Source organism: Paenibacillus pasadenensis (assembly GCF_002864175.1).
Lineage (GTDB): Bacteria > Bacillota > Bacilli > Paenibacillales > Paenibacillaceae > Paenibacillus_O > Paenibacillus_O pasadenensis.
Genome location: NZ_NFEZ01000003.1, coordinates 27874 through 39355, shown reverse-complemented (window position 1 = coordinate 39355; position 11482 = coordinate 27874). Strand labels below are relative to the sequence as shown.

10 protein-coding genes are annotated in these 11482 nt (G+C 64.1%); all 10 read left to right on the top strand.

The window, feature by feature from the left end; all coding sequences use genetic code 11:
* The first annotated feature begins 22 nt into the window (after nt 1-22).
* The 10 genes from dnaJ to rbsK all read left to right on the top strand — a co-directional run bounded on the left by dnaJ (nt 23) and on the right by rbsK (nt 11480).
* Nucleotides 23-1132 (top strand): molecular chaperone DnaJ, encoded by a 1110-nt coding sequence (gene dnaJ / locus B8V81_RS04005; protein WP_101807791.1) that lies wholly within the window; start codon nt 23-25, stop codon nt 1130-1132.
* Nucleotides 1133-1304: 172 nt separating this feature from the next.
* The gene (locus B8V81_RS04000) at nt 1305-2000 is read left to right on the top strand and encodes a FadR/GntR family transcriptional regulator (protein WP_028597096.1); all 696 of its coding nucleotides are present in this window, start codon (nt 1305-1307) and stop codon (nt 1998-2000) included.
* A gap of 177 nt (nt 2001-2177) precedes the next feature.
* Nucleotides 2178-3545, top strand: coding sequence for an acyclic terpene utilization AtuA family protein (locus B8V81_RS03995; RefSeq protein WP_101807790.1), 1368 nt, complete (start codon nt 2178-2180; stop codon nt 3543-3545).
* The gene (locus B8V81_RS03990) at nt 3542-3868 is read left to right on the top strand and encodes a DUF4387 domain-containing protein (protein ID WP_101807789.1); all 327 of its coding nucleotides are present in this window, start codon (nt 3542-3544) and stop codon (nt 3866-3868) included. Before B8V81_RS03995 ends, B8V81_RS03990 begins: the two co-directional genes overlap by 4 nt.
* A 3-nt stretch (nt 3869-3871) precedes the next feature.
* Nucleotides 3872-4765: an ABC transporter permease gene (locus B8V81_RS03985; RefSeq protein WP_028597093.1), complete on the top strand. Its 894-nt coding sequence runs from the start codon at nt 3872-3874 to the stop codon at nt 4763-4765.
* A gap of 16 nt (nt 4766-4781) precedes the next feature.
* Nucleotides 4782-5654: a carbohydrate ABC transporter permease gene (locus B8V81_RS03980; RefSeq protein ID WP_028597092.1), complete on the top strand. Its 873-nt coding sequence runs from the start codon at nt 4782-4784 to the stop codon at nt 5652-5654.
* 86 nt (nt 5655-5740) lie between these two features.
* Nucleotides 5741-7231, top strand: coding sequence for an extracellular solute-binding protein (locus tag B8V81_RS03975; RefSeq protein WP_101807788.1), 1491 nt, complete (start codon nt 5741-5743; stop codon nt 7229-7231).
* A gap of 12 nt (nt 7232-7243) precedes the next feature.
* A complete protein-coding gene (locus B8V81_RS03970; RefSeq protein WP_101807787.1) occupies nt 7244-8428 on the top strand; it encodes an ADP-ribosylglycohydrolase family protein in 1185 nt (394 codons plus the stop codon).
* Entirely contained in the window at nt 8425-10551 is a 2127-nt protein-coding gene (locus B8V81_RS03965; protein WP_101807786.1) for an ADP-ribosylglycohydrolase family protein, read from the top strand. The genes B8V81_RS03970 and B8V81_RS03965 overlap by 4 nt, the downstream gene beginning before the upstream one ends.
* Nucleotides 10548-11480, top strand: a complete 933-nt coding sequence (rbsK, locus tag B8V81_RS03960) for a ribokinase (RefSeq protein ID WP_280522968.1) — start codon at nt 10548-10550, stop codon at nt 11478-11480. The genes B8V81_RS03965 and rbsK overlap by 4 nt, the downstream gene beginning before the upstream one ends.
* The last annotated feature ends 2 nt before the right edge of the window (nt 11481-11482 follow it).

Genomic DNA, 11482 nt, shown 5'->3' with positions numbered 1-11482 from the left:
CATTACATGGGGGTGAGAGGGATTGGCGGATAAGCGCGATTATTACGAGGTGCTGGAGCTCGGCAAGGACGCCTCGGCGGAGGAGATCAAAAAAGCCTACCGCAAGCTGGCGCGCCAGTACCATCCGGACGTCAACAAAAGCGCCGACGCGGAGACGAAGTTCAAGGAGGTCAAGGAGGCCTACGACACCTTGAGCGACGATCAGAAGCGCGCCGTGTACGACCAGTACGGGCATGTCGATCCGAACCAGTTCGGCGGCGGAGGCGGCTTCGGCGACATCTTCGACATGTTCTTCGGCGGAGGCGGCGGACGGCGCGATCCGAACGCGCCGCAGCGCGGCAACGACCTGCAGTATACGATGACGATCGAGTTCAAGGAAGCGGTATTCGGCAAGGAGACGGAAATTACGATTCCGCGCACCGAGAACTGCGACACCTGCCACGGCTCCGGCGCCAAGCCGGGCACCAAGCCGGAGAACTGCTCCGTCTGCCGCGGCACCGGCCAGCAGGAAGTCGTGCAGAACACGCCTTTCGGACGCATGGTCAACCGCCGCGCCTGCACGAACTGCAGCGGCACGGGCAAGATCATCAAGGACAAGTGCTCGACCTGCCACGGCGCGGGCAAGGTGAAGAAGCAGCGCAAGATCACCGTCCGCATCCCGGCGGGCGTCGACGAGGGCGCGCAGATCCGCCTGAACGGCGAGGGCGAGGGCGGCACGCGCGGAGGTCCGAACGGCGACCTGTACATCGTGCTGCGCGTCAAGCCGCATGAGTTCTTCGACCGCGAGAACGACGACATCTACTGCGAGGTGCCGCTCTCGTTCGCGCAGGCGGCGCTCGGCGACGAGATCGAGATCCCGACGCTGACGGAGAAGGTCAAGCTCAAAATTCCGGCGGGCACGCAGACCGGCACGTACTTCCGCCTCAAGGGCAAGGGCGTGCCCAAGCTGCGCGGCTACGGCAACGGCGACCAGCACGTCAAGGTGACCGTCGTCACGCCGACGTCGCTCACCGACGAGCAGAAGGAGCTGCTGCGCCAGCTCGGCGGCTTCGGCGGCGGCGCGGGCGCAGGCTCCGAGGAGCATCACGAGAGCATCTTCGACCGGATGAAAAAGGCGTTCCGGGGCGACTGAGCTCGTGCCGATCGCAAAGAAGGAGAAGGGGAGCGATTCCCTTCTCCTTTTTGTTTCGAAAAACCTTCTGAAAGCGCTTGACAGACCAAAAGCCGAGAAGGTATCCTTTACATGTGGTCAATTGGATGATCCAATTTAAAGACTGCAGGATAGAGAGGACCGAAACCGACTTATGACGATCAAGAAAATCAAATATCATCGGGTGTATGAAGATGTCATCGAGCAGCTCAAAAACCTGATTCTAGAGGGCAATCTCGCTCCCGGAGATTTCCTGCCGACCGAGCGCGAGCTGGCCCAATCGTTCGGCATCAGCCGCGGCACGCTGCGCGAAGCGTTCCGCATCCTGGAGCGGGAGGGGCTGATCGAGGCCCGTCCAGGCGGAGGACGCTTCCTCAGCAAGGCGCTCGACGTCGCCGAGGACCGGACCCGCATCCTGGACAACATCGAGCGGGCGACGATCATGGAGCTGCTCGAGGCGCGGGAGCTGTTCGAGACCGGCATCGTGGAGCTTGCCGCGAAGCGGGCGACGGCGGAGGATATCGCCGAGATCGAGGCGGCCTTCGAGACATGGGGAGAGGTCGGAGCGGACGGCGACCGCTCCAAGCCGGATCAGGCGTTCCACCTGTCGATCGCCAAGGCGACGCACAACGTCGTGCTGGTCAACATGATCGAGCTGCATATGGACCTGCTGCAGCGGACGCTCCGCAAGACAGCCGCCATTCCCGGACGCAAGAGCGAGGTATACGAGGAGCATCTGCTGCTCCTGCAGGCGATCAAGGAGCGCGACCCGGTCAAGGCGCGGCTGGCGCTGCTCCATCATTTGAGCCATGTGAAGGAGAACATCCAGAAAAACGCCGTCCAGCCCTGAGCGGCGACGGACGATCCATCGAACATGCGGCCTGACCGGCTCGCTCCGGACGAAAGGGGGCCTCCCCTTTTCTTTCATCAAATTGGATCATCCAATTACCCACCCTTCCAGGCGGGCGGCGCGGAAGGCTGCCGCTGCCGCAACCCAACCTGGCTGTACAAGAAGGAGAGACCTAAGATGAGCACAGACATTCGAATCCTGTCGCCCTGCGGCATGCTGGGATATGGATTTCCGGAGAAGTCCTTCAGGAACGGATTGGAAAAGGATCCGCACGGCATCGTCGTCGATGCCGGCTCCACCGACGGCGGCCCGCATAAGCTCGGCGCCGGCGTCTCGATCGTCAGCAAGCGGGCGGTCAAGAAGGACCTGGGCCTCATGCTTCCCGCCGGGCTGAGCCGCGGCATCCCGGTCGTGATCGGCTCGGCCGGAGGCTCCGGCGCGAGGACGCATGTGGAGTGGACGCTCGAGATCATCGACGAGCTGCTGGCCGAATTGGAGCTGGAGGCAAAAATAGCCGTCATTTGGGCAGACTTCTCTCAAGAGGACGTGCGGCAGGCAAGCGCGGAGGGGCGGATCTCGCCGCTCAGTCCGAACATCCCTGCGCTGACTGAGGAGGCGATCGCCGCCACGCCCCGCATCGTCGCCCAGATGGGACATGAGCCGATCGTCGAGGCGCTGCGCGCAGGCGCAGACATCATCGTCTGCGGGAGAGCCTACGACCCGTCGCCGTTCGCGGCGATCGGCATCCTGCACGGCAAGGATCCGGCTCTCGCCTATCATCTGGGCAAGATTCTGGAGTGCGGAGCGCTGTGCGCCGAGCCGGGCACGACGAAGGACAGCATCCTCGGGACGATCGGCGACGGCAGCTTCACGGTGGAGTCGCTCAATCCGCAGCGGCAGTGCAGCGAGACGAGCGTCGCCGCCCACACGTTCTACGAGAAGGAGCATCCTTACCTGCTGCATGGGCCCGGCTTCATGCTCGATCTGGAGCACTGCCGGTTCGAGGAGGCGGAGACGGGCGTCGTGAAGGTCAGCGGCAGCAGGCTCGTTCCGGCCGAGACGTATACGGTCAAGCTCGAAGGAGCGCGGCAGACCGCCTACCGGACGTTCGTCGTCGCCGGCATCCGCGATCCGATCCTGCTCGGCAAGCTGGAGGAGGTCGAGGAGCTCGTGCGCGCGCAAGCGAGAGAGTATTACCGGGACGTGCCGGAAACCGACTACTCGATCCGCTTCTACAACTACGGCATGAACGGCGTGCTCGGCAGCCAGGAGCCGGAGCCGTTCCGGGGCCATGAGGTCGGCGTCCTGTTCGAGGTCGTCGCCCGCACGCAGGAGCTCGCCAGCAGCATCTGCGCGACGGTCCGCTCCACGTTTCTGCATTACGGCTACGAGGGGCGCAAGTCGACGGCCGGCAACCTGGCGTTTCCGTTCGCGCCGAGCGATATCGAGTTCGGACCGGTTTATGCGTTTTCCGTGTACCATTTGATGGAATCGTCTCCGGACGCATTCACGATCGAGCACCGCAGAGGAGGGGCGAAGCGATGACCAAGCTGGGCGATCTGGCCAAAGTGCTGCGCAGCAAAAACTCGGGTCCGTTCGAGATCACGCTGGATGTCCTTTTCGACTCCAGGGAGAGCTACGAGCAGGTGAAGGGCTCGGGCTCCGTCACTCCGCGAACGGTCAGCGAGGCGTATGGAATTTCCGAGGAGCGGATCCGTCATTTCGTCTTTTTCGATCCGGCGCTCGGCTTCAAGGTGACGATGTCCCGGGAGGTCTCCTCCGGCAGCGCAGGAGACCGGGACGTCTACGGCGCCCAGCAGCATGCTCCGCTCATGCGGCTCGAGATCGACTGCGACCGGGAGGTGTAGCCCATGAAGGCCATGAAGCGGCTGCGGCAGGACTGGGTGCTCTATGCGATGCTGGCCCTGCCTCTGCTCTACTTTTTCATTTTCCATCTCATCCCGCTGTACGGCATGAAGCTCGCCTTCCAGGATTACCGCATCCTCGGCGACCATGTCTGGGTCGGCTGGAAGCATTTCGAGACGCTGTTCAGCTCGCCGGCGTTCGCCAGCGTGCTCCAGAACACCATCATCATCAGCTTGATGAAGATCGTCTTCGTCTTTCCGATCCCGATCGTGCTGTCGCTCTTCATCAATGAAGTGCGCAGCTCCAGGTACCGCAAGTACGTGCAGTCCGTCCTGTACTTGCCGCATTTCCTGTCCTGGGTCGTCATCGCCGGCATCTGGATCAGCCTGCTGAATCCGGCGACCGGCGGGGTGAACCAGCTCGCGAGCTTTTTCCAGCTGCCGTCCATCGACTACATGACGAGCAAGGAGCATATCCGCTGGGTGCTCGTCTTCTCGGAAATCTGGCGCAGCGCGGGCTGGGACTCCATCATCTATCTGGCCGCGATCATGAAGATCAGCCCGGGGCTGTACGAGGCGGCCAAGATCGACGGAGCGACGAGGCTGCAGCAGATGCGGTTCATCACGCTGCCCCATCTCTACAGCACTGTTGTAACCGTCTTCATCCTCAACCTCGGCTTCTTCATGAACGCCGGCTTCGACCAGGTGTTCAACTTCATGAACGCGTCGGTCATCAGCGTCGTGGACATCCTGGACACGTACGTCTACCGGATCGGCATCGGAAACGGCCAGTTCGCCTACGCGACGGCGGCCAGCCTGTTCAAGGGAGTCATCGGCATCGTGCTCATCCTGGGCACGCACTTCGTCTCGAAGCGCGTCTCGGGCAAAGGCGTCTGGTAAAGGAGGGGGAAACTGCGTGAGACGACTGGAAACATCCAAGCTGGCCATCTATCTGCTGCTGTTCGCCTTCACCTTGACGGTGCTCGTGCCGCTGCTCAACCTGCTTGCCCTCTCCTTCACGGCGCCGGGCAAGGCGCATCTGATGAGCGGGCTGGACCTGATCCCGAAAGGGTTCTCTACGATCAACTACGAGCTGCTCTTCTCGAACCCGCTCATCACGGGCGGCATCCTCAACTCGGTCTGGATCACAATAGCGGGCACGGCGCTTAATCTGGCGCTGACGTCGATGGCCGCCTATGTGCTCGCCCGCAACGAGTTCGTCGGGAAGAAGGCCGTGCTGTTCTTCCTGATCGTCATCATGGTGTTCGAGCCGGGCATGATTCCCGAATACCTGCTGGTCAAGGATCTCGGCCTGATGAATACGCTGACCTCCCTGATTCTGTACAAGGCCGTCAACGTGTACTATCTGTTCATCCTCATGCGCTTCTTCCAGGACATCCCGGAAGAGATCCTGGAGGCGGCGCGGATCGACGGCGCGGGGCATTTCCGCATGTACTCCCGGATCATGATGCCGCTGTCCAAGCCGGGACTGGCGACGCTCGGCCTGTTCTACGGCGTCTACCACTGGAACGAGTACTTCCGCGCGACGCTTTATATTTCGGAGCCGTCCAAGTGGCCGCTGCAGGTCGTGCTGAGGCAGTTCGTCGTCCGCAAGGACAACACGTCGCTGATCGGCAGCCAGAATCTGTTCGACAGCTCGATTCCGTTCGACTTCGCCTCCCTGCAGGCAGGCACCATCATCATCGCCATCGTGCCGCTGCTGGTGCTCTATCCGTTCATCCTCAAATACTACGCCAAGGGAGCTCTGGAAGGGGGGGTCAAGGACTGAAGCCGGAGAGCTCCGGCCGCCAGGCGAGGCAGGGAGGCTGCCCGCCGCAAGACGTACGCCATCATCCATAAGGGGAGATCACGCACATGAAAAAATGGACTACGATCGCATGGACGGCCGCGCTGGCTGTCGCCGTAACGGCTTGCTCATCCAACTCCGGCAGCCCCGCTGCCAACGAAGGGAATGCCGGCGCCGCGCCGGACGGCAGCGGGCAGCCGGTGACGCTCAAGATCGTCTACAAGGACGAAGGCACGGCGAACGCGGCTTCGGTCAAGTTTTTCGGAGAGCTGGAAAAGGCGCTGGCCAAGGACGAGGGGCTGAACGTCAAGTTCGAGCTCGTCGACCTCGCCCAGGGCAGCTACGCGGAGAACCTGAACCTGCTGCTGCTCGGCGGCACGATCCCGGACATCATCTACTTCCAGGGCGGCGACCAGCAGATGGCCGACCAAGGCCTGCTCGAGGACCTGACCCCGTACATCGAAAAGTCGGAGCATGTCAAAACCATCATGGAGCCGCACAACAAGACGCGCATGGACAGCTATCCGTACCTGCTCTGGATCAAGCCGCTGGCGCCGAAGGTGCCGGTCGTGCGGGCCGACTGGTTCGAGGCGCTGGACAGCTCCAAGGCGCTGACGGACAATCCGACCGTCGACAACTACTACGCCTTCTTCAAGGAGCTGGTCGAGAAGAAGCCGGGCTCTGGCAAGCCGAATTACGCGCTGACGGCGGCAGGCGACATCGCAGAGATCAATACGATCTTCAACGCGGCGTTCGGCCTCGATCAGACGTGGATCAAGAAGGACGACGGCACGTTCGAATACGCCCGGATTTCCGAGGGCGAGAAGGAGAAGCTGGCCTTCTACCACAAGCTGTACCAGGAAGGGCTGCTCGATCCGCAGTTCATCACCAAGCAGTGGGATACGAAGGAGGACGCCTTCTACAAGGGCGAAGCGGGCGTCATCACCGGCACGGCGGGCAAGATCATCGACCTGTACAACGGCCGCATGCAGGATCTTGGCGGCGAGAGCGCCAAGCTCGTCGTGCTGCCGCCGGCCAAAGGCGTCGGCCAAGGCTTCGGAGCTACGGATGTGACCAAGGAATCCCGCGGCCTGGCGATCTCCTCGCAGTCCAGCCATAAGGATGCGGCGTTCCAGGTATTCGATTATCTGGCGAGCCCGAAAGGGCAGATGCTCGACCGCCTCGGCTACGAGGGCGAGAACTACGCCGTCGTCGACGGCAAGATCGAGCTGAACGAGAACTACTACAACAACTGGTACGCCCGCTTCTGGGAGCCGGTCGACATCAAGTCGGAGATTCCGCTGCAGACGCCGCTGCTCGGCGAGCCGGGAGCGAAGTCGCTGGAGCTGGCGTCGACGTTCTACACCGAGGACAACGCCTTCATCATCCCCGAGCAGTTCGTCGCGAACTGGGATGCGATGAACAATCTGTACAAGGAATACTCGACGGACTTCATTACCGGCAAGAAGGATCTGAGCCAGTTCGGGGCATTTGTCGACGCCTGGAATGCCGCCGGAGGAGCCGAGATCACCGCCTACGCGAACGAAACCATCCAGTAAGGAGCTGCAGCCATGACTTCATTTCGCAGTCGGGTAAGAGGAGTGGTCGTCTCGACCGCTCTCGGAGACGCCATGGGCGCTCCGGTCGAGAAGCTGACGTACGGGGAGATCAAGTCGAGATACGGCCGGGTCGAGTCGCTGATGACGAGATGGCATAAGATGGACCTGCCCGAGGACATGCGGCTCGGCCGGGTGCGCGGCGACGGCATCGTCACCGACGATACGCTGATGACGAACGCGCTGATCCGGACGTACCAGGCCGAGGGACGGCATCTGGACGCCTATGACATGGGCCGCGAGTTCGTCAAAGAGATCGCTTTCCGCAAGACGTTCGTGCCTGAGCTGGACCGCGAGACGTTCATCATGGACCGCTTGTTCTACCCGGAAAAGCAGATCTTCCTGCGCCATGTGCTGGCGAACGCCGAGCCGCGCGAAGGCGGCCTCGGCAACATGGTGAACTGCGGGGCGGCGATGTACATCGCCCCGATCGGCGTCGTCAACGCCGGCAATCCCAAAGGCGCCTACGACGAGGCGATCCTATTCGCCATGGGCCATCAGAGCAGCTACGGCCTGGAGGCGGCCGGCGTGCTGGCGGCCTGCGTCGCCAAGGCGTTCGAGCCGGGGGCGACGGTCGACGACATCGTCGGCACGGCGCTGTCTTTGGCCAAGGACGGGACGAGAGCGGCGATCGAGGAGCTGGCGGCCGCGGCGCGCAGCCTGCGCGCCCGGCGGGACGACCGCGATGCCGTCGTCGCCGTGTTCCACCGCATCATCGCCAAGTACTCGCCGATGGGCGACGACGTCAGCCGGCATATCGACAAGGTCGGCGTGCCGAGCGACCACTACACGCCGAGCCGGCTGCGCTCGATCGAGGAGTTGCCGCTCGCGCTCGCCTATATCGTGCTGAACGAGGGCGACTATTACCGCTCGATCCTCGACGGCATCAACTCGGGCCGGGATACCGACTCCATCGGCGTCATGGCCGGCGTCATCCTCGGCGCGATGCACGGCGCGGAGGTCATCGAGCCGGGAGACATCGAGCAGCTCGACCGGGTCAACCGGCTCGACCTGCTGGACATCGCCGACCGGTTCGCCGAGACGGCCGCGGCCATCATCCGGCAGGACATGGAGGCGGCCGCGACGCGGCGGCGGCTGCTGGCCGGCATCGGCTGCTTGGGAGAGGAGGCGCGGCGATGATTCCGAACCGCTATCTGGAAACGGTGTACGCCAGCTTCATCGGCATGAACGTCGGCATCCGACTCGGCGCCCCGATCGAGCCGGTCGCCTGGACGTACGAGCGCATCCGGGACGTATACGGAGATATCCGCGGCTACGTCAAGCCGTATCGGACGTTCGCGGCGGACGACGACGCCAACGGCCCGGTGTTTTTCATCCGCGCGCTGTACGACGACGCCAAGGGCAGAGAGCTGACGGCCGAGGATGTCGGCCGCGCCTGGCTCAATTATGCGCGCGAGGGCATCGGCATGTTCTGGTGGGGCGGCGAGGACATCAGCACCGAGCATCGGGCGTATGTCAACCTGAGCAAAGGCATGGCCGCGCCGGCGTCGGGCTCCATCGAGACGAACGGGCTGGAGATGGCCGAGCAGATCGGCGGCCAGATCTTCATCGACTCTTGGGGACTGCTTTTTCCCGGCGATCCGGAGCGGGCGGCGGACTACGCGGAGAAGGCCGCGAGCGTCTCTCATGACGGCAACGGCCTTTACGGAGCCCGCTTCATGGCGGCCGCGATCGCGGCGGCGTTCGGAGCGGCTTCAATCGCGGACATCGTCGCCGCCGGATTGCGGCAAATACCGGCGGAGTCGACCTATGCGCGCGTCGTCCATGCCGTGCTGGACTTCCACCGCGACCATCCGGACGACTGGGCGGCATGCCGCCAGCATCTCGAGGACCGCTGGGGCTACGACAAGTATGGCGGGGTCTGCCATATCATCCCCAACGCCGGCGTATGCGCGCTCGCGCTGCTCTACGGCGGCGGCGACTTCGCTCGCACCGTGGAGATCGCCTCGATGTGCGGCTGGGATACGGATTGCAACGCCGGCAACGTCGGCTCCATCCTCGGCGCATTCGCCGGCCTCGACGGCATACCGGCGCATTACCGCGCCCCGATCAACGATTTCATCGTCGCCTCCAGCGTGTCGGGCTACCTCAATGTCGTCGACTTCCCGACGTTCGCCAAGGAGCTGGCGCTGCTCGGCTATCGGCTGAACGGAGAAGAGGCTCCGCAGCAGCTGGCCGACAGCTTCAGGCCGGGCGACGTGCAGTTCGACTTCGGCTTGCCGGGCTCGACGCACGGCTTCCGCACCTCCAATCCGTTCAAGACGCCGGTCGTCCGCCACTCCGTCCGCCAGGCGCTGCAGCCTGGTGGAGGCTCGCTGGAAATCGTCTTCGACCGTCTCGTCGCCGGGGACCGCAGCCATATTTATTGGAAGCCGTTCTATCGCCGGGAGGAGTTCAACGACGAGAAGTACAAGCCGACGTTCGCTCCGCTGGCGGTCAGCGGGCAGACGGCGTCCGCCTCCGTTTATGTCGATCAGTGGGAAGGAGAGCCGATCATCCTGACGCCTTATGTGCGGAATTCGGCCACGAAAGAGGAGCTGCTGCTGGAGCCGCGCCCGCTGGAGAACGGGGCCTGGAACGAGCTGTCGTTCGTCCTGCCCGATACGGACGGAGCGCTCATCGACGAGATCGGCTGGGTGCTGGAAAGTCCGTCGCCGCTCACGGATCGGGCGCTCGGCAGCCTGTTCATCGGGCGCTTCGGAGTCGCCGGAGCGGCGGCCTATGAGATCGACTTCGCCAAGCAGGCCAAGGAGTTCGGCTCGATTACGCCGTTCGCGCATCATCGGGGCGAGTGGAGGCTGGAGGGCGGGCGCATGATCGGCCGGGCACAGAGCGACGCGGCTTCGTTCTCGGGCAACTATTACGAGCGCGACCTCTCGGTGGAGGCGACGGTGCAGCCGCTGGAAGGAACGAGCCATCTGCTGGCTGTCCGGGCCCAGGGCGTCAAGCGCCACTATTTGGCCGGCTTCGACGGGCCGAACACCGTGTCGTTCATCAAGCAGGACTTCGGGACGAGCCGGCTCATCACGGCGAAGTTCGACTGGGAGCTCGGCCGCGAGTACCGGATGAGGCTGGTCGCCGAGCAGGATGCGTTCAAGCTCGAGATCGACGGCAAAACGGTGCTGGAATGCCGCGACGACTCGTTCGGCTACGGCATGTTCGGCTTCGCCTGCCTCGATGGCGGCGAGCGGGCGATCAGCCGCGTGTCGGTGCGGACGGGGTCTGCCAAGGGGCGGCCTTGAGCCGGCAGGCGTCCGGCGGGAGCCGGATCCTCGTCGCCGGCAGCATCAACATGGATATCGTCAGCCGCGTCGCTCGATTTCCCGAGCCGGGCGAGACGATCTCCGGACGCGGCACGTCGTATCATGCGGGCGGCAAGGGCGCCAACCAAGCCGCGGCGGCAGCCAAGGCGGGAGCGGCCTGCTCGATGCTCGGAGCGGTCGGCGGCGATCCGTTCGGCGACGCGCTCGTCGCCTCGCTGGAGGATGCCGGCGTCGGCGTGCAGTCGGTGCTGACCAAGGACGGGACGTCGGGACTGGCGATCATCACCGTCAACGAGGGCGGAGAGAACCATATCGTGCTGTCGGCTGGAGCAAACGGCCTGCTGACGGCCGAGGATGCGCTCGCCGAGGCGGACTGGCGCGGCGTCTACGCCGTGCTGCTCCAGAACGAGATTCCGTGGGAGACGAACGAAGCGCTCATCCGGTCGGCCGGCGAGGCCGGCGTGCGCGTCTGGCTGAACCCGGCTCCGGCGCGGGAGGTTCCGGCCGAGCTGCTGCCGCTGCTCGATACGATCATCGTCAACGAGACGGAGGCGGCCGCCGTCAGCGGGCTGCCGGTGCCGGACCGGGCCGCGGCCGAGCTGTTGGCGCGCGGCGCTCGCCGCGTCGTCGTCACGCTCGGCGAGCAGGGCTGCTTGTGCGCGGATGCGGCCGGGGAGCGGCTGTCCGTGCCCGCCTATGCGGTGGAGGCGGTCGATACGACGGCGGCGGGGGATACGTTCATCGGCGCATTCGCCGCCGCTTCCGCCGCCGGGACCGATACGGAGGCGGCGCTGCGGTTCGCCGCCGCTGCGGCGGCGATCGCCGTCACGCGGCCGGGAGCGCAAGGCTCGATCCCGTCCAGGGACGAGATCGAGGCGTTCCTGGCGCGGGAGCGAGCTTCGTTGTAAAT

Excerpts from the sequence above, each read along its gene's own strand:
- B8V81_RS03970 (WP_101807787.1), top strand. The coding sequence starts at position 7,244 with ATGACTTCATTTCGCAGTCGGGTAAGAGGAGTGGTCGTCTCGACCGCT.
- B8V81_RS03995 (WP_101807790.1), top strand. The coding sequence starts at position 2,178 with ATGAGCACAGACATTCGAATCCTGTCGCCCTGCGGCATGCTGGGATAT.
- B8V81_RS03990 (WP_101807789.1), top strand. The coding sequence starts at position 3,542 with ATGACCAAGCTGGGCGATCTGGCCAAAGTGCTGCGCAGCAAAAACTCG.
- B8V81_RS03985 (WP_028597093.1), top strand. The coding sequence starts at position 3,872 with ATGAAGGCCATGAAGCGGCTGCGGCAGGACTGGGTGCTCTATGCGATG.
- B8V81_RS03965 (WP_101807786.1), top strand. The coding sequence starts at position 8,425 with ATGATTCCGAACCGCTATCTGGAAACGGTGTACGCCAGCTTCATCGGC.
- B8V81_RS04000 (WP_028597096.1), top strand. The coding sequence starts at position 1,305 with ATGACGATCAAGAAAATCAAATATCATCGGGTGTATGAAGATGTCATC.
- B8V81_RS03975 (WP_101807788.1), top strand. The coding sequence starts at position 5,741 with ATGAAAAAATGGACTACGATCGCATGGACGGCCGCGCTGGCTGTCGCC.